The 18062-nt window shown below is 37.6% G+C and carries 16 protein-coding genes; 7 read left to right on the top strand and 9 right to left on the bottom strand.

The features are described 5' to 3' along the window. Positions 1-87: 87 nt before the first annotated feature. Entirely contained in the window at positions 88-1848 is a 1761-nt protein-coding gene (thiC, locus tag ACODS7_RS09320; protein ID WP_243168339.1) for a phosphomethylpyrimidine synthase ThiC, read from the top strand. Between the two features lie 254 nt (positions 1849-2102). On the opposite strand, the gene ACODS7_RS09315 is transcribed toward thiC, so the two are convergent. The 3 genes from ACODS7_RS09315 to cydA all read right to left on the bottom strand — a co-directional run bounded on the left by ACODS7_RS09315 (position 2103) and on the right by cydA (position 6205). Continuing rightward, a complete protein-coding gene (locus ACODS7_RS09315) occupies positions 2103-3461 on the bottom strand; it encodes an arsenic transporter (RefSeq protein ID WP_243168338.1) in 1359 nt (452 codons plus the stop codon). Between the two features lie 370 nt (positions 3462-3831). Further along, the gene (locus ACODS7_RS09310; RefSeq protein ID WP_000544183.1) at positions 3832-4857 is read right to left on the bottom strand and encodes a cytochrome d ubiquinol oxidase subunit II; all 1026 of its coding nucleotides are present in this window, start codon (positions 4855-4857) and stop codon (positions 3832-3834) included. After that, on the bottom strand, positions 4850-6205 hold the full coding sequence (gene cydA, locus ACODS7_RS09305; protein WP_243168337.1) for a cytochrome ubiquinol oxidase subunit I: 1356 nt from the start codon (positions 6203-6205) through the stop codon (positions 4850-4852). Before cydA ends, ACODS7_RS09310 begins: the two co-directional genes overlap by 8 nt. Positions 6206-6459: 254 nt before the next feature. On the opposite strand from cydA, the gene ACODS7_RS09300 reads away from it, so the two are divergent. Both ACODS7_RS09300 and ACODS7_RS09295 read left to right on the top strand, forming a co-directional pair. Next, positions 6460-6609: a hypothetical protein gene (locus ACODS7_RS09300; protein ID WP_000283180.1), complete on the top strand. Its 150-nt coding sequence runs from the start codon at positions 6460-6462 to the stop codon at positions 6607-6609. Positions 6610-6700: 91 nt separating this feature from the next. After that, complete coding sequence (locus ACODS7_RS09295) at positions 6701-7783, top strand: hypothetical protein (RefSeq protein WP_048564243.1); 1083 nt, start codon at positions 6701-6703, stop codon at positions 7781-7783. Between the two features lie 49 nt (positions 7784-7832). Here the strand turns inward: ACODS7_RS09295 and ACODS7_RS09290 are convergent, their stop codons facing one another. After that, a complete protein-coding gene (locus ACODS7_RS09290) occupies positions 7833-8717 on the bottom strand; it encodes a LysR family transcriptional regulator (RefSeq protein WP_029443623.1) in 885 nt (294 codons plus the stop codon). Positions 8718-8852: 135 nt separating this feature from the next. Here ACODS7_RS09290 and ACODS7_RS09285 point away from each other — a divergent pair, with 135 nt between their 5' ends. Continuing rightward, positions 8853-10853: a YhgE/Pip domain-containing protein gene (locus tag ACODS7_RS09285; RefSeq protein ID WP_029443622.1), complete on the top strand. Its 2001-nt coding sequence runs from the start codon at positions 8853-8855 to the stop codon at positions 10851-10853. 40 nt (positions 10854-10893) lie between these two features. Here the strand turns inward: ACODS7_RS09285 and ACODS7_RS09280 are convergent, their stop codons facing one another. The 3 genes from ACODS7_RS09280 to ACODS7_RS09270 all read right to left on the bottom strand — a co-directional run bounded on the left by ACODS7_RS09280 (position 10894) and on the right by ACODS7_RS09270 (position 13854). Continuing rightward, on the bottom strand, positions 10894-11274 hold the full coding sequence (locus ACODS7_RS09280; protein ID WP_243168336.1) for a VOC family protein: 381 nt from the start codon (positions 11272-11274) through the stop codon (positions 10894-10896). A 40-nt stretch (positions 11275-11314) separates the two neighbouring features. Next, entirely contained in the window at positions 11315-12472 is a 1158-nt protein-coding gene (locus ACODS7_RS09275; RefSeq protein WP_243168335.1) for an acyltransferase, read from the bottom strand. 164 nt (positions 12473-12636) lie between these two features. After that, positions 12637-13854 (bottom strand): dicarboxylate/amino acid:cation symporter, encoded by a 1218-nt coding sequence (locus tag ACODS7_RS09270; protein WP_243168334.1) that lies wholly within the window; start codon positions 13852-13854, stop codon positions 12637-12639. Positions 13855-14077: 223 nt separating this feature from the next. Here ACODS7_RS09270 and ACODS7_RS09265 point away from each other — a divergent pair, with 223 nt between their 5' ends. Genes ACODS7_RS09265 through ACODS7_RS09255 form a run of 3 tightly spaced genes read left to right on the top strand, consistent with a single transcriptional unit; the run spans position 14078 to position 16023 of the window. Next, a complete protein-coding gene (locus tag ACODS7_RS09265) occupies positions 14078-14380 on the top strand; it encodes a PTS sugar transporter subunit IIB (protein WP_029443620.1) in 303 nt (100 codons plus the stop codon). 14 nt (positions 14381-14394) lie between these two features. Next, positions 14395-15696, top strand: coding sequence for a PTS cellobiose transporter subunit IIC (gene celB / locus ACODS7_RS09260; protein WP_000617789.1), 1302 nt, complete (start codon positions 14395-14397; stop codon positions 15694-15696). Between the two features lie 9 nt (positions 15697-15705). Next, positions 15706-16023: a PTS lactose/cellobiose transporter subunit IIA gene (locus ACODS7_RS09255; protein ID WP_105434357.1), complete on the top strand. Its 318-nt coding sequence runs from the start codon at positions 15706-15708 to the stop codon at positions 16021-16023. A 159-nt stretch (positions 16024-16182) separates the two neighbouring features. On the opposite strand, the gene speD is transcribed toward ACODS7_RS09255, so the two are convergent. Continuing rightward, entirely contained in the window at positions 16183-16554 is a 372-nt protein-coding gene (gene speD / locus ACODS7_RS09250; RefSeq protein WP_029443617.1) for an adenosylmethionine decarboxylase, read from the bottom strand. 27 nt (positions 16555-16581) lie between these two features. After that, entirely contained in the window at positions 16582-17682 is a 1101-nt protein-coding gene (locus tag ACODS7_RS09245; protein WP_029443616.1) for a polyamine aminopropyltransferase, read from the bottom strand. Between the last annotated feature and the right edge of the window lie 380 nt (positions 17683-18062).

Raw genomic sequence — 18062 nt, 5'->3', positions numbered from 1 at the left:
TTATTTTTTTATGGACCTGGCTCTTTTTATTTTGGCATGCGCTGGCCATATCTCGTCCTTGTCACGAACAGGGGGGCAACAAAATTTATGAAACAATCTGTTTCAGCTGAGCAAATTGAATTGAAATCGAGTTTACCAGGGAGTAAAAAAGTATATGTGAATGGACCACGAGAAGGTATGAAAGTGCCGATGCGTGAGATTGAACAAAGCGAAACGAATGGCGTTCCAAATCCGCCAATCCGTGTGTATGATACGAGCGGTCCTTATACAGATCCTGCGTATAAGGTCGAGTTGGAAAAAGGTATTCCAACACCGCGCCACTCTTGGATTATGGGGCGTGGTGATGTAGAAGCATACGAAGGGCGCGAAGTGAAACCAGAGGATGACGGTGTGAAAGTGGCTTCGAAGCATACATCTGTTTTCCCGCAAATGGATCGCCAGCCGCTTAGAGCGAAGCAAGGTGCAAACGTTACGCAAATGCACTATGCACGTAATGGCATTATTACGTCTGAGATGGAATATGTTGCGATTCGTGAAGGTGTAGAGCCGGAGTTTGTTCGTAAGGAAATCGCGGAAGGCCGTGCCATTTTACCAGCGAATATTAACCATCCGGAAGCAGAGCCGATGATTATTGGGCGTAACTTCCACGTGAAGGTCAATGCAAATATCGGAAACTCTGCTGTATCTTCTTCTATTGCAGAAGAAGTAGAGAAGATGACGTGGGCAACGCGCTGGGGTGCGGATACGATTATGGATTTATCTACAGGTAAAAACATTCATACGACGCGTGAGTGGATTATTCGTAACGCGCCTGTACCAGTTGGGACTGTACCGATCTATCAAGCGCTGGAAAAAGTAAACGGAATTGCAGAAGATTTAACGTGGGAAGTATATCGTGATACGTTAATTGAGCAAGCTGAGCAAGGCGTGGATTACTTTACGATTCACGCTGGTGTATTGCTTCGTTACATTCCAATCACGGCAAAGCGTACGACAGGTATCGTTTCACGTGGTGGTTCGATTATGGCACAGTGGTGTTTATTCCACCATAAAGAAAACTTCCTATACACTCATTTTGAAGAGATTTGTGAAATTATGAAGCAGTATGATGTTTCGTTCTCTCTCGGAGATGGATTACGTCCAGGTTCGATTGCAGATGCAAATGACGAAGCACAGTTTTCTGAGCTTGAAACACTTGGTGAATTAACCAAAATTGCTTGGAAACATGATGTGCAAGTTATGATCGAAGGACCTGGACACGTACCGATGCACTTAATTAAAGAGAATATGGAGAAAGAACTTGATATTTGTCAGGGCGCGCCGTTTTACACACTTGGGCCACTAACGACAGATATTGCACCAGGTTATGACCATATTACATCGGCAATTGGAGCTGCGATGATCGGTTGGTTTGGAACGGCGATGCTTTGTTATGTAACGCCGAAAGAACATTTAGGTTTACCGAATAAAGATGATGTACGCACGGGTGTTATTACGTACAAAATTGCAGCGCATGCGGCTGATCTTGCAAAAGGGCATAAAACGGCTCATCAGCGTGATGATGCACTTTCAAAAGCACGTTTCGAATTTCGTTGGCGCGATCAATTTAATTTATCTTTAGATCCTGAACGTGCGATGGAATATCACGATGAAACATTGCCAGCAGAAGGTGCGAAAATGGCTCATTTCTGCTCCATGTGTGGACCGAAGTTTTGTAGTATGAGAATTTCACATGATATTCGTGAATATGCGAAAGAAAATGATTTAGAAACGACAGAAGCAATTGAAAAAGGGATGAAAGAGAAAGCGAAAGAATTTAAAGACACTGGTAGTCATTTATACCAATAACACGTTACACCTCTTTACTTGATTGATCACACTGTAGTACCTAACTTAAATATAGAAGAAGCCCGCTTTGCTAAGACGGTAGCAAAGCGGGCTTCTGTCGTTTATCCCGCTATTTGTGGGCAGTAAGACCCCCTCCTCAAAATTCAGCGGAAGCAAAGAAGTTAGGTCGGGGTCGGGCTGCCCGTAAAAGCCCGATTGGTTTAACTAATAATCAGTGGGGGATGAACAAAACCCGCACTGATTAAAGTTTCACTTTATAAGGCGAAGAAGAGGTGTACCCAGTAGTATAAGAGGAATAATGTGACGACTGTTGTGAGAGGAATAACGATAAGGGATACACTTAAATAGTCTTTCCATTTTACTTTAATTTTGTTTTGTTTCAGAATATACATCCAAATGAGTGAAGCGAGTGTACCAATTGGTAGTAATAGTGAACCGATGTCACTACCAATAATGTTTGCGAGGTAGATAGTTTTTAATGTGACTGGGTCTAGTCCCATTTCTGTTAATGTGATTGTACCAATCATAAGTGCAGGATGGTTATTGAAGACGTTAGAGAGGAGGGAGACGAGTCCACCCATTGCAAAGCTAGCATAGAGTAGATGTTGACTTACAACTGGTTCAAGCCAATTTACAAGCGCCGCTGTTAATCCTGCGTTGTGAAGCCCGTAAATAATGACGTACATAGAGAAAGCGAAAATTAAAATGTGCCACGGTGTCTTTTTCAAAATATCGACAGGGTTTGTTCGTAAGTAGTACCATCTCCAGATGAGAAGAACGAGTGAACCGAGTACAGCAACAATTTCGATTGGAATCGATAAGAAGGATGCAACGAATAAAAGGCAGCGCATAAGGAAGACGAAACCTAATACTTTTAACATGAATTTTGTACGCTTTTGTTTCGTATCAACAGAATTATTTCCTTTTAGTGGATGGAAGTTTTTCGTGAAGAAAATTTCTTCAATATCATATGAAGAAACAGGTAATTTTTTCGGAAGTTTTTTCTTTAAAACTGTATACATAAGCCATGACATAAATAATAAGCCTAATGTTGCAGGTACAAACATCATAGCAGTATGCATATAAAGAGTCATATGGACGATGTTTAATGCGATTAAATTTACGATATTACTTACACCAATTGGTGCACTAGATGCCGTAGCGATTAAAGCGCCACTTAATAAATAAGGAATTTGCTGATGAGGTTTTAATTGAAGATTTTTTAGAAGAAGAATTAAAATTGGAGTTGTAATTAAAATACTACCGTCGTTATTAAATAAAAGAGTCATAAGAAAACATAGTAATTGAATATGCCAGTATAAACGGTGACCAGAACCCTTTGCTAAATTTGCTAGTTTTGCTGCGGACCAATGGAAGAAGCCGAAGCTTTCTAATATAACGGCCATAACGATGGTCGCTAATATTGTTATGGAGGCACCGCCAATTTTACTTATAATGTCCATGACGTCTGGTTTTGACACAAGTCCAGTAATCAGGATAATGCCAGCACCGATTGCTGCTGGCCATGCCTCATTTAAACCACGAGGCCGCCAAAAGATAACAATCATCGTTAAGAAGAATACAATAATAGTAATCCATATTTCAATGCTCATATTTTGCCTACCTTTCTATTTCCCCTTGAACAGATGTAGCTTGTCTCAAGTTTATATTGGTAGTATATTCAGCAAAAAATAAGAAGAACTAGACGTATAACGAGATGAAGCGAATATGTGTTTTTCAAGCTAAAGGACAAGTGTCACTAGTAGTGAAATAACTATTGTGATAGGAGTCTATAAATTGATTGGGTGGTAAGGTAGTAAATGAGACTTATATCGGTGTAACTGAAAATATATCAGCGATTATTGAAATATATCGGCGCAACTGAAAATATATCAGCGATTATTAAAATATATCGATTTACCGACAAAACATGAAAAAGGAGTCTATCCCAAAATACCTTTTGGAACAGACTCTAAGGCTATATTATTTTTCCTTCAAAAAAGTACGATCCTTCAAGAATAAATTCCAGAAGAAAATAAATCCTGGTAATAAAATTGCAATCCCAATTGCGTATAGAATGAGAAGTGCATAGAACGTTTCTGTCGTTGTAAAGCTTGTAAATACAGTTACGTCAGGATAAATAATATACGGTAAATGCGCGACGCCGTAAGCGTAGCTTGCAAATGCATATTGAGCGACGACAGCTAAAACGGCAATGCGAGGGTATCCTAGTGTATTGTACTTTTTGTTTGTCCACCAAAGGGACGAGTATCCGATAACGAATAAAACAATAGAAACTGTAAACCACGGGAATTGCTTTATTAATCCTTGCATAAGCCAATGTGTTTCTGGATCCATTACAACGAGGGCAATGATCGCCGTAACGAGCGTTGCAGGACCAAGGATGATGGCATTTCTTCTATAAATTCTATACGTATCTTCTGAACTTTGTTCTCTCGCAAAATCAGCGAGAAAGAGAGAGGAGAGAAATAGTTCAGACGTTATTCCGAAGAGCATATAGCAATAGATAACTGGGCTAGAAAGAAGTTTTCCATACAGGAGTACTTCTTTCCCTTCAGACATTGTAATATAGGCTCCCTCTGTAACGGGTAAAACGGTAATTAATAGTGCTGGAATTAAGAGACCAGTAATACCTGAAATAACCCGAAGAAGGTACTGATATTTCGGCAAGGAGTAAGCAAACACCATAAATGTACTACGTACTGCAACGAGCACTAAAATTAACATAACTGGTACGAACATTACTGTCGCAAGGGTAAAGGCCGCTTTCGGAAAGAAGCCGAGAAATGCGACAACGACGAAAACAAGAAACGTATTTGTTACTTCCCAAGTAGGTGATAAGTACCGATTCGCAAGTTTGGCAGCGAGCGTTGGATGTTTTGCGTATACCATGCCCCAAAAACCAGCGCCAAAATCGATGGACCCTAATATACTGTATACGAAAATAAGGGCCCATAAGATGATGATTGCAATACTTTCCTCATGCATGAGAATCGCCTCCTTGGTGTTGTAAATCATTCTTTAATGGATGTCTTCTAAAGAATGTCCGTAGAACAAAGACTGTTAAAATAGCGAGTCCAATATATAAAATGATGAACAAAATAAATAAAGGACCGACGAAATCAGCGCGTGTAGATGCATCGACGGTACGCTGCATACCATAAATTGTCCATGGTTGACGACCGCTACAACTGAAAATCCATCCGAATTCAATACCGAGCATCATAATTGGTCCGCATGCGGCAGCCCCCCAAAGTAGCCACTTCGGTAGTTCTGTTCCCTTTTTTCGGTAAACGAAGTACCAATATAAGAGCGCAATTGCTGCAACTGCAAAGGTAAACGCAGCAGTGCCGACCATTAAGTTGAACAGTGTATGTGTATAAAATGGTGGCCATGTTTCTTGTGGGAATTCCTTTAAACCTTTTACGACAGTGTTAGGGTCTAGTCCCACTAATAAGCTAAGCATGTTTGGAATTTCAAGTGCATAGTTTAGTTCAAGTGTATTAGGATCCACAACTCCGCCAATGGATAGCGGTGCGTGTGATGTCGTTTCAAATAAAGCTTCAGCAGATGCAAGTTTTTCAGGTGAGTGTTTATGTAAGGCAATCGCTGATTCATGTCCTGAAAGCCACATCGTAGCGCCTGTAATAAATGTAACGACAAGCCCTAATAGTAGCCCTTTTTTATGATAAGCAATTTCACGTGTACTTAAATTTTTCTTCAATAATTTAAATCCAGCGATAGAAGCAATGACAGCCGCACCAGTTGCATAAGCCGTAATAACGACATGGAATGCACTTGTGCCAAAACTCGGATTAAAGAAAGCTTTCCACGGATCAACGTTAAAAACAGATCCATCTGGATTCATTGAAAAGCCTGCCGGTGTATTCATCCATGTATTTGCTGATGTAATGAGCACGGCGGATGCCGTGGCACCAAGCATGACGAAAAATAGCGAGATTAATCTCATAAATGGAGGAAGTTTATCAGCTGCATATACGTAAATCGACATGAATAAAGCCTCCAAAAAGAAGGCGAAAATCTCAATTTGGAAGGGAACAGAAATAACTTGCCCGACAATTTTGGCAAAACCAGGCCAAAGAAGTGAGATTTGTACACCAACAATTGTTCCAGTTGGAATTGCTACACCGAGAAGAATAGCAAACGCCTTTGTACATCTTTTCGCCATAATGGCATAGTCGGAGTCTTTCTTCCAGTGATAGAGTACTTCGCTTATAAAAATCATCAATGAAAGTCCGACACCAAGTGTTGCAAAGATAATGTGGAATGCTAATGAAGAACCAAAAAATGCTCTTGCTAATGTTACCGTATCCATATGTAAACTCCTCTTCTTTTTTGCCATTATTTTCTGATTGAATTGGAAGATTTATTCAAAAAAACTACCAAAAATATATATGTATTTAAAAAGTGAATATGATAATATAATGTTGTAATATTTTGAATAGAAAGAAATAAATAGTTGCTCATGTTTTGTTTGTTTTTTGCGCAGGAATATTTTATAATCTTTTATGCGAACATAAGTTCTGTTTTCGGAATGAAGAAGTTTATGTGAAATGGAGAGGGTGTTTTATGTATCCTGAAGTCATTAAAAAGATGGCATTTTCAAAAGAGCATAGAGATTTATTATTGAAGCTATATAATAAAGAGATTACACGTCGTGAATATGATCGACTTGTACAATCGCTATATAAACCTTCTAAAGAGGTTTGCGGGGGATAGAAATGTGGGAGACAATCTAATAGATTGTCTTTTTTAAATTTATGTATGTTCTGATAAAATTAAGGTTAGCCTTACTAGGGAGGTGAAAAGATTGCGGAAACGTTTATATATAGGGATTGGAGTTATCTTCTTAATCGCTTTAGGTGGAATTGTATTTTGGTCAGCTTTACAAGGAAACCGTACAGAAAATTTTATTTTAAGACATATGGTGAATGAAAATGGAACGCTTGCCACGTATCGTTTAGTAGATACTAAGGCAGGTACGGGTGAAGCAAAGGGACGTGAAGCTTTATCAGAATCGGCGGGATTATGGTTACAATATACACTTGATAAAGATGACCAGGCGTTATTTGATGAGCAAGTAAAGGTTATTCAAGATAATTTCGTATATAAGAATCATATCGTTTTATGGAAACTCTCTGAAAAGGGAGAGAGGCAGTCAGCTACAAATGCACTTATAGATGATCTTCGTATTATAGAACAATTATATCGTTCTTATGAAATGTATAAGGAAGAGCGTTATAAAAACCTTGCTGATCAATTAAGTGATGCTGTACTTCGTTATAATAAAAAAGATAATTATTATGTTGATTATTATGATGCAGATGCAGGGAAACAAAATAATTTTGTAACAACATCATACATAAATCCGCGTGCATTCTCCTATATGAAGAAGTACGGCAAAGTTTCTGCTCAGCAATATCAGGAAGTCGTTCAATTTTTAGCGGATTATCCAAGGCATGGCTGGGCATTCCCAAAAGAGTATAAAGAAGATGGTACATTTACGTACGATAAAGAAGTGAATCTTATTGACCAATCATACGTTGCATATCATCGGAGTTTAGGAGGTCTTTCATCAGATGCTTATTTGGAATTTATAAAGAAGAAGTTCCAAGAGGATGGAAAGCTATACGGTCGTTACAATTTAGAAACGGGAAAACAAACTGTGAATTATGAATCGCCGGCCGCGTACGGATTAACGATTTTGTACGTACTACAAACAGGTGATACAAAGTTTGCGAAGGAATTGTATGATCATATGTCCACATTCCGAAATGACAACGTATTTAGTAGATATTACGGTGGATATGTAACAGGTGAAAATAATAATACGCATATTTTTGATAATGTACTACCACTTTTAGCTGAAATGGAATTAAAAAAGAGTGAATAATAAAAGGTGCCACCATATGAGGGTGGCACCTTTTATTATTCATATAATTTTACGTCCTAATATTAGAAAAGTAGTCAATCACGAATTCACGGAATTGCTGAGCTGTTTTTGATAAGTAACGTTTTTTGGACCAACTTAATCCGATGGTTCGCTGACAATTGGGTTCAATAATACGCAACTTGCTTGATGCTAAAGTAGAGTTTTTTAATAAAGTTAAACTTGGAACAAAAGCGATGCCGAGCCCTTGCTTAATGAGGTCGCTAATCACTGTCGGTTCATCTACTTCAAAAGCAATATGCGGAGTGAAACCAGCTTCTTTACAAAATTCATCCGTTAAGTGCCGAAATCCATAGCCAGTATTCATACTAATAAACGGTTCGTCTTTTACTTCATGCAGGTGGATGTTTTCTCGGCCGGATAAACGGTGGCCTGAAGGGACGACTAAGAAAATTTCTTCTGTAATAAGTGGTTCCCAAACAATCTCCTCACCTGCAATTGGCACAGAGGAGATACAAAAGTCAATTTCTATATTATCTAGTTGTCGTTTCATAGAAGGAGTAGATGCAAGAAATTGTTGGAATCTAACGTTAGGATGTTCTAGTAAAAAAGAGCCAAGTAGTTCCGGTAATATTCTTGGAATAGAAACGGCCAGTGTAATAGAGCTTTTTTGTAATTCGGCTAAATCTTTAATTTCTCGTTCCCCTTCACTTAATTCATGAAAAATACGTTCTACCCGTTTTAAAAATACTTTTCCGAAAGAATTTAAAGTAATCTGTCGGCCTTGGCGATCAAATAAAGGGACACCTAAATCCTTTTCAAGTCTAGCAATTGTTTTGCTGAGTGAAGGTTGCGCGATATGCAATTCTTCAGCTGCCTTTGTCATATGTTCTAGTCGTGCGACTGTCTGAAAGTATTTTAACTGGAGCAGTTCCATTTCGAATCCCCTTTCTATAGACCAAAAGGAATGAATTGATAATTAAAGATGTATTATACAGTATGGAAAGTGACGTGTATAGTAAATCTGTTAAACCATTCTAATGGTGTTAAATTCGGAGAAGGAGTATGTTTCATGAAGGGAATTAAACTTATATTTAAAGATTGGAAAGCGATGTGGCACCATAAACATGGACGTATCGCTTTAATTTTTTTGTTAATCGTTCCTTTAATTTATTCAGGATTCTTTTTAGCTGGATATTGGGATCCGTACGGAAAATTAGATAAATTACCTGTTGCGGTTGTGAATTTAGATAAGGGTGCTGCGATGGATGAAAAAACAATTCATGCAGGAGACGATTTTGTTAAAAATTTAAAAGAGAATAAGGAACTGGCTTTTCATTTCGTATCAGAAAAAAATGCAGATGAAGGGTTAAAAGAAGATAAATATTATATGGTTGTTACGATTCCGGAAGATTTCTCTAAAAAGGTAAGTACACTTATGGATAAGAAACCAGAGCCGGCAAAGTTGCAGTACAAAGTAAATCCAGGTAAAAACTTTGTAGCAGCTCAAATTGGAACGACAGCTGTTGAAAATATGAAAACAAAAATCTCAAACAGTATTACGAAATCTTATACAGAAGGTGTCTTTTCAAAGTTTCAAGATTTGGCACAAGGATTGAGTGATGCAAGTAATGGTGCTGGGAAGTTACATGAAGGAACGACCGATGCAAAAAATGGAGCGAATCAGCTTGCGGATGGTATTGATCGTTTAAGTGATGGAACATCGAAATTGAAAGAAGGAAGTGAAAAGCTTGCATCCAGTCAATCTGCTTTAACCGGGGGAGCAAATGAGCTGAGTCAAGGAGCGACATCACTTCATAGTGGTATGGAGTTATTAGCACAAGGTGAAAAAACGTTACAATCAGGAGTTAGTGAATTAAGTGCTGGTACAAATGAATGGGTGAGCGGAAGTGAGAAGCTTGCTGAAGGGCAAGCGAAAGCGGACAATGCGGCAAATAATGTGAAACAACAATTAGAAGAGTTCGTGAAAAATCATCCAGAAGTGCAGCAAGATCCCGCTTTTCAAAAAATTGTTGCTACGTCTGATGGACTAGCTAAAGCAACAAGTACTTTAAATAATAGCCAACAACAATTGACACAAGGTGCGAAGAAGCTTACTGACGGTCAACATAAGATTGAAGAAGGCATGAATACATTCGGAGTTAAGTTAAATGAAGCTACTGCTGGAACGCAAAAGATAGCAGATGGTGCATCGAATTTGGCTGATGGATTTACGAAGTGGGGAAATGGATTTACATCATTGCAAGAAGGTGTAAATCAGCTTGCAAGTGGTGGAACGGAGCTGAATAATGGTGCTAGTAAATTAACAAATGGACTTGTTAAACTTGATGATGGTGCGAAAGAACTTTCTACGAAATTGGGAGAGGGCGCAGAGAAGATAGCGGATGTTCGTAATGATGATGCACGTAATACGATGTTCTCAGAGCCAGTTCAGTTAGTGAAGTCAACAGTTTCTGACGTTCCTAACTACGGTTCAGGCATTGCGCCATATTTCTTATCACTTGCATTTTATGTTGGCGGAATTATGGCATCGAATATTTTACCGCTTGGCCGCAGACAAAATATGAAGGTAAGCGGAACGGTACATTTTATTAATAAACTAGGATTGGTATATTTAATTGGAATTATTCAAGCGCTACTCGTAGATGTAGTTGTGCTAGGTGTTATGAAATTAGAAGTCGCAAGTGTGCCACTCTTTGTTTTATCAAGTATTGTTATTTCCTTTACGTTCATGACATTTATTCTTATGTTAGTAACAGTATTTGGTCTCGTTGGAAAGTTCTTAGCGGTAACGCTTCTTGTCTTGCAATTAGCGACGAGCGGAGGTACTTTCCCAGGAGAATTAAACATAGCTGTTCTTAGCAAAATTGGACAGTTTCTCCCAATGTCTCATTCTCTTAGAGGATTACAAGATGTTATTTCTTTAGGAGATTGGTCGCAATTACAAATGCAAATTTTAATATTGTTATGTTATCTCGTTGTTGCCGGTGGAATTGCTTGGATCACGAGCCATATACAGCATAGAGAAACGAATGTAGAACAAGTTTCTTAAAATGAAATAAGCTATCCGATTTTTTCGGATAGCTTATTTTTTATTTGCGTTCCATTACTGCAAAGTAATTATTTTCATTATCAGCAAAGTTGAATGCTCTACCAGTAGGTAAATCTACAACCTGTCCAACTGTGACATTTTTCTCAGAAAGATCTTTATATAGACGGTCTAAGTCATTTGAGAAGAACATAAGTGAAGGTGTATTAAGGTTTAGTTCAGGTTGCATCTTCGCGATTAACGCTTTATCGTGAAGGACGATGCTTGTTCCTGCTTCTTTCGCCGGTGCAATTTCAATCCAGCGGAATCCGTTTCCGTTATTTTCTTCCGCAATGATTTGGAACCTTACTTTTTCTGTCCAAAATTGTACTGTTTCGTCTTGGTTATTTACATATAGCATAATTTGTCCAACTTGATTAATCATAGGTGTCTCTCGCTTTCTTTTTTATATGCATATTATTATATCAAATATATGGTTTGAATAGTTTTTTATGATTTTTTCGGAATACAACCTTCGTCCATTCCATCTTTGTTGTAGGAGAAGGCCCTGTAATCCAAGTATGAAATGGTATTGTGCTACAAATGACCATTGTTGAAATAGAGATAATGACCGTTAACACAAATAGTAATAGGCTATATAATATAGTATTTTCTTGCAGCGTAAATAAGGAAAGAAGTTTTGTACATAGTTGCAAGAAGAATAAATGAGCTAAATAAGCACCATACGTGTAATTTCCAATGAAACGTAACGTTTTATATAAGAAACCACGACGCTGTACTATCATAATAGATAACACATACAGTATGATAATTTCGCAGACGATATATAAAAACATAGATGGTTTTAAATAGGTAGAAACAGTTAAATGAATAGAGTTTGCTCCGTAAAAACTAAACAACTCATAATTGATGAATAAAAATAAGATGAAAAATAATATTGTTATAAGCGGGATATGTTTCATGACGAATAGACGCCAAGTTTTTAGTGCTACAGCGGCAATGCCACCCATAACGAAATAGAATGAGTAGAATAGAAATGATCGATCTGTATAATGTAAAATTGTTGAACTTGTTAATTTTTCTCCATTAAAAATATAGTGAGAAGAGAACCACATTAATAGAAAATATAGGCACGCGAAAAAGGTCATATATTTATATATGTCTTTTTTATTTTCTGTTCGTTTTTGAAACCAATAAAAAAGTGTGCATAGTAAAGGGAACAATAAGTGAATTTGGAACATCATAATAACGTACCAAAGATGGGGCGCGGCTGTTCCGAGTAATAAACTTTTTATTCCGCCTTGTAATGTAATAAGATCGTTTGTTGTTAATAAGTAAAGAATAGACCAAAAGAAATAAGGAATGAGTAAGTGTATCGCTTTTTCAGAAATATATTCTTTATATACTAATTGCTTCGTATAGTGACGAATTAAGTGAAATCCAACGATAAATATGAATGCTGGTGCTGAGAATTTTGCAAGATTAAATAGCATGCCCATAATGAGGGATTGCTCAAGTAAGACATTTCCTTGATTCATTGTATATAATAAGGAACTTTGCAAAACGACAGCGAGAAATGCAATGCTTTGCAAAACTTTAAATTCAGGTGCGCTTTGTGTCATCGTGTCCATCTCCTTTTCCATACATGATTATAGTACGGAGAATGGATAATGGATGTGGAATATTTGTGAAGATTTTAACAAATTTGTGGCGAGAGGAGATATCAACTTATCAACAAATAACGACAAAAAGAGGATGCTCGTTTAGAGCATCCTCTTTTTAGCTATTAAGCAAACTTGTTTTTGATCCAATTCTTACCTTCTACAAGGCGAGCTGTCATTACGGCACAAGCGTTATCTGCTGTTACGTTTAACACTGTTGCAGGAGGATCAATGATTGTACTAATTGCTGCGATAATTGGCAATGCTTCTGGCGGGAAGCCGTATAGAGAAACGATTAACATTTCACCAATCATACCGCCGCCTGGAATAGCGCCCATTACTGTTCCTACTAATAGAGAAACAACAAGTGCGATTGCTAATGTTTTCGGTCCTTCGAATTCCATGTTGAAAATACCGAATAAGAAAGCAATTTTTAGTACGCCGCCTAAAACAGATCCGTCTTTATGAAGTGTAGATCCAAGAAGGACAACTGTTTCACGAACGTCAGAAGAGATACCCATTTTCTTCGTTGCTTCCAAGTTCGCTGGAATACTAGCAGCACTACTACAAGTTGCAAGTGATGTAACTGTAGGGGACACCATGTTCTTCCAAAATACTTGTACACCTTGTTTACGACCTGCAAGGTATGCATAGAACGTGAAGAATACAAAGAAGTAAATGAGAGACGCTGGATAGTATACCATTGCTGCTCGGAAGTAAGTTCCAAGAAGTTGTGGTCCGAATTCACCAACTAATGCTGCGAAGTAAGCAGCAAGTCCGATTGGAGCGTAGTACATAATGAAAGATACAACCTTCATTGAAATCTCTGCACCAGCTTGTAGGAATGTAGCGAATGGCTTTCCTTTTTCACCAACTGCTGAAGTTGCAATCCCCATTAAGATAGAGAAGAAAATAAGAGCTAACATATTTTCACGAGATAGTAACTTCGAGAAGTCAGATACTGTTAAAATACCGACGATTTGATCTGCAACACTAACAGCTTTGCCGGCTTTGTCAGGTTGTGTTAGTTCTAGTACAACACCTTGTGCTGGCGGGAATACTTTCACGACAATAATCATAAAAATAGCAGCTAAAATACTTGTAAATAAGAAAGTCCCAGCCATACTAGACATAATTTTACCGAAACGTTTTAATCCATCCATATTAGCAATAGACGATGCGATGCTAAAGAACACTAGAGGTACAACAATCGTAAACATTAAGTTTAAGAAAATGTCACCAAGCGGCTTTAAAGCAACTGCATCGGCACCCATGAAATAACCAATGAAACCACCAATTAGGATAGAAGATAATAAAATAAGTGGAAAGCGATATGCCTTCATAAATATATCCTCCTATCAATTAAAAAAATCATACTGAATCATTATAGCGAGTTAGAGTCCTCTTTACTAGGAGAATACGGATAAATGGAATAGCGTGAAAACGAAGAAATTTTTGTTTTTAAGCTCGGCATACAGCAGGAAATCTAGACATATATATTTGTAACCTAGTGGTGGCAAGGGGTGCACCGTAAGTTAGGTTTAGAAAAAGGGGGAGGGAAGCGGGATGAATATTTTACTTTGCTGTGCAGCGGGAATGTCTTCCAGTTTGATTGTTACAAAGATGGAGAAAGCAGCAGAGGCAAGAGGGATAGAGGTAAAAATCTGGGCAGTATCAGGTTCTGAAGTAAATAGTCACATTGATAAAGCTGATGTCCTTTTACTTGGACCGCAAGTACGTTATTTATTACCGAAAATGAAAGAATTATGTAAAGAGAAAGGGATACCTGTTGATGTCATTCAATCCGTTCATTACGGACTTTGTAATGGGGAAGCTATCTTGCAAGCAGCTTTGTCAATGAAACTATGAGGAGAGTGGGATAGATGATACGGTTTTTAGAGAAGTATGTAATGCCGGTAGCAGGGAAGGTTGCAGAGCAGAGGCATTTACAAGCAATTCGAGATGGAATTATTTTAACGATGCCTTTCTTAATTATTGGATCGTTTTTCCTCATTATTAGTGCGCTGCCGATACCGGGATATAACGAGTTTATGGCAGGTTTGTTTGGTGAGAATTGGCAGAGAGCTTTAGGGTATCCAGTTAGTGCAACTTTTAATATAATGGCTTTAATAGCTGTTTTTGGAATCGCTTACAGGCTTGGTGAGTATTATAAAGTGGATGCTTTAGCATCCGGGGCATTGTCGCTTGTGACGTTTTTACTTGCGACTCCATTTCAAGTTGCATATATTATACCAAGTACAAAAGAAAGCGTACTTGTAGAAGGCGCAATCCCAGCTGCATTAATGGGAAGCCAAGGGTTATTTGTAGCAATGATTATTGCACTTATATCTACTGAACTTTATCGGTTTATTGTACAAAAAAAGATAATTATAAAGATGCCAGAGACAGTTCCACCAGCTGTCACGCGTTCATTTGCCGCACTTGTTCCAGGATTTATTGTTGTAACGGTTATTTGGATTTTGCGCTTAATTATAGAAAACACTTCTTTTGGCAGTATCCATAATATCGTAGGACAAATTTTACAGGAACCACTTAGTGTACTTGGTGCTAGTCTTTGGGGCGCAATAATAGCAGTTATTCTCGTTCATGTTCTTTGGTCTTGTGGAATTCATGGTGCTACTATTGTTGGTGGTGTAATGAGCCCTGTTTGGTTGTCGTTAATGGATCAAAACCGAGTTGCTTTTCAAGCTGGGCAAGATGTACCAAATACCATTACGGCACAGTTTTTTGACCTATGGATTTATATGGGCGGTTCTGGTGCAACGCTTGCTCTAGTTGTCGGAATGTTACTATTTGCACGAAGTCAACAATTAAAAAGTTTAGGGAGATTGTCAATTGCACCTGGTATATTTAATATTAATGAGATGGTAACTTTTGGTATGCCGATTGTGATGAACCCACTTTTACTAATTCCATTTATATTAGTTCCAGTTGTGTTAACAATTGTTTCTTACTTTGCAATGGAATGGGGATGGGTCGCACGTCCAAGTGGGGCCGCTGTACCTTGGACGACGCCTATTCTTTTTAGTGGATATTTAGGATCGGGCGGGAAAATTTCAGGTGTTATTTTGCAGCTTGTTAACTTTGCGCTAGCATTCTTCATTTATTTACCGTTCTTAAAAATATGGGATAAACAAAAATTGGCGGAAGAAAAGGGGGAGTAAAGAACTAAAATGGATACGATAGAGACGAAAGCTTTTCATTTAATCTTGCATGGAGGAAACGCGAGAAGTTGTTCAATGGAAGCAATTGATTGTGCGAGGCGTGGGGATTTTACAGAGGCAGAAGCTAAATTACAAGAAGCACTAGATGAATTAAAAGAGGCGCACCGTGTACAAACGGAGCTTATCCAGAAAGAAGCTGGTGGCGAAAAGACAGAAGTTACTCTTCTGATGGTACACGCGCAAGATCATTTAATGAATGCAATTACGGTGAAAGAATTAGCGAGTGAGTTTGTAGAGTTATATAGGAAGATGTCGGTGGATGAATGAACCTTGCTTATGCAAGGTTTTTTTATCTCGAATTAACGGGCAGTAAAACTCCCACTAATTAAAGTTTTACTTTATGTATGTGCCTGTACCATCAGTGGAATGTTCACCCCACTGATGGTATTTACAATCCTCCTTTTTCTGGATGAGTAAGAGTGAAAATTAATCAGTAGTAACGATTTCTCCTATACCACGGATTAGTTTTTTTATATGCATCTGCACCGGTTTTAATATGTTTACGATATAATCAATCGCTATTTGCGGTTCAACGGTTGTACCACAAGTATAACAGTCAATAGCTGCAAAATTTTGTTCCGGGTAAGTGTGAATGGAAAGATGACTTTCTGATAATAACACTAATACAGTAACACCATATGGCTGAAACTCTTTTTTACTTACGTTTAACACATGGGCACCAGAGTAGTTTGCAGCTGTAACTAGATGATATTCTAAAAAGTACATATCATCTAGTAGGGAACAATCTACTCCCCATAAATCTACTATTATATGCTTGCCAAAAGTAGAATATTCCATAGGGTAGCACTCCTTACTATAATATCGTTAAAACTCCATTTCCTGTTTGTAGCATTGATGTAGGATAAGATTCGATTCTGAATTTAAAGGAGCGAGGTTACGTTGTTCTACATGTTCTTCTTGAAATTGAAATAAAGGAAAAAGAAGAGCAGGCAATGTTCGAGGAGTTGGTACTACATATAATTGCTCAATTTGATTGAGTACATGTGCAGAGCTAGCCGCAATATGAAATCCCCAGTCAGTTCCGAAAGAAGGAACGATTGTATGATAACTTTTCACAGTTAATCCAGCATGTTCAATTGTATTACCGATACTCCAATATACTAGAGGTGCATCAGCAGGTGAATTAGATTGACAGACAAAAGCACCATCTTTTGTTAAGAATGTAGCTATACGAGCAAATAGTTCGCTTGTATATAAAGTACTTAATAATTCTGTCGCTGGATCAGGAAAATCAATAATGATTACATCGTATAAAGATGAAGGCGAATTTAGAAATTCTTTTGCATCGCATACGTGTACGTTCACTCGATTATCAAAAAAAGCGTTTTTGTTTAAAGATACTATTTCTGGAACATTACGTGCCATATTAATCATTGCTTCGTCTAGGTCAACAAGGTCTACATGTAGCACAGTTTCATATTTCAAAACTTCTCGTAAGGCAAGACCATCGCCACCACCTAATATGAGAACACGTTTTGGATCAATTACGTTTGCCATAATTGGATGTACAAGCGCTTCATGATAAATTTGCTCATCAACGGAACTGAATTGTAGTTGCTTGTCCAAGTATAAGCGAACATCATTTACTTGGACTAAATTAATATTTTGATAATTACTCTTTTCTTCAAATAAATTCGTATGTTCACCAGCTTGTATTTCCTTTAGAGAAATTTCATCCCACACATCTAAGCTGTGTGAATCTGTGGGTACTATAATTACATTTTCTGATTGTACTTGCTTATCCTGTGCATCTTGTTCTTCTTGTTTACCATGCTTGTCCTGCTTATTTTCTATTTCCTGCTCTTCTAGTTCAAACTTGTCAGAGTCTAATTCAGAACGTCTATCTTTTTTACAGCATGTTATTTTATAAATCGTCATTTTGTTCTTTTTTCTATGTTTTGGCATAGGAATCTCCTTTCAAAGTGTGTGATTTTATTCTATTTTATGTAATCTAGTAGAGTTTGCTTGGACAAAAGATAGAAGAGTGTGTTCAAGAGTATGTTGTTTTTTTACTAGATTTCTAAGATGAAAAAAATTTTTTAGTGTTTTTTTATGTTAAACATAACTAGACAACTAAACACTAATCTATTTTCATACAGTTATGTGTTAAAAGCGTGTTGTTTTATAACACACTGTGTGTTTTTTGAGTAACACACTAATTGAAAGCGTTAACACACAAAGAAAATGCTCGAAAAAGCACTGATTTTAGTGGTTTTAAAAAGTTGGCACGCTAATTGCATTAATAAATAGCGTAAAGAAAAATAAATAAACATAAATTTTTTATA

The sequence above is a fragment of the Bacillus sp. FG16 genome, from assembly GCF_057809515.1.
Note: the sequence above shows the minus strand (reverse complement) of the source record. Positions and strands in the feature narration are given on the sequence as shown.

Excerpts from the sequence above, each read along its gene's own strand:
- thiC (WP_243168339.1), top strand. The coding sequence starts at position 88 with ATGAAACAATCTGTTTCAGCTGAGCAAATTGAATTGAAATCGAGTTTA.
- ACODS7_RS09315 (WP_243168338.1), bottom strand. The coding sequence starts at position 3,461 with ATGAGCATTGAAATATGGATTACTATTATTGTATTCTTCTTAACGATG.
- ACODS7_RS09310 (WP_000544183.1), bottom strand. The coding sequence starts at position 4,857 with ATGCATGAGGAAAGTATTGCAATCATCATCTTATGGGCCCTTATTTTC.
- cydA (WP_243168337.1), bottom strand. The coding sequence starts at position 6,205 with ATGGATACGGTAACATTAGCAAGAGCATTTTTTGGTTCTTCATTAGCA.
- ACODS7_RS09300 (WP_000283180.1), top strand. The coding sequence starts at position 6,460 with ATGTATCCTGAAGTCATTAAAAAGATGGCATTTTCAAAAGAGCATAGA.
- ACODS7_RS09290 (WP_029443623.1), bottom strand. The coding sequence starts at position 8,717 with ATGGAACTGCTCCAGTTAAAATACTTTCAGACAGTCGCACGACTAGAA.
- ACODS7_RS09285 (WP_029443622.1), top strand. The coding sequence starts at position 8,853 with ATGAAGGGAATTAAACTTATATTTAAAGATTGGAAAGCGATGTGGCAC.
- ACODS7_RS09280 (WP_243168336.1), bottom strand. The coding sequence starts at position 11,274 with ATGATTAATCAAGTTGGACAAATTATGCTATATGTAAATAACCAAGAC.
- ACODS7_RS09275 (WP_243168335.1), bottom strand. The coding sequence starts at position 12,472 with ATGACACAAAGCGCACCTGAATTTAAAGTTTTGCAAAGCATTGCATTT.
- ACODS7_RS09270 (WP_243168334.1), bottom strand. The coding sequence starts at position 13,854 with ATGAAGGCATATCGCTTTCCACTTATTTTATTATCTTCTATCCTAATT.
- ACODS7_RS09265 (WP_029443620.1), top strand. The coding sequence starts at position 14,078 with ATGAATATTTTACTTTGCTGTGCAGCGGGAATGTCTTCCAGTTTGATT.
- celB (WP_000617789.1), top strand. The coding sequence starts at position 14,395 with ATGATACGGTTTTTAGAGAAGTATGTAATGCCGGTAGCAGGGAAGGTT.
- ACODS7_RS09255 (WP_105434357.1), top strand. The coding sequence starts at position 15,706 with ATGGATACGATAGAGACGAAAGCTTTTCATTTAATCTTGCATGGAGGA.
- speD (WP_029443617.1), bottom strand. The coding sequence starts at position 16,554 with ATGGAATATTCTACTTTTGGCAAGCATATAATAGTAGATTTATGGGGA.
- ACODS7_RS09245 (WP_029443616.1), bottom strand. The coding sequence starts at position 17,682 with ATGCCAAAACATAGAAAAAAGAACAAAATGACGATTTATAAAATAACA.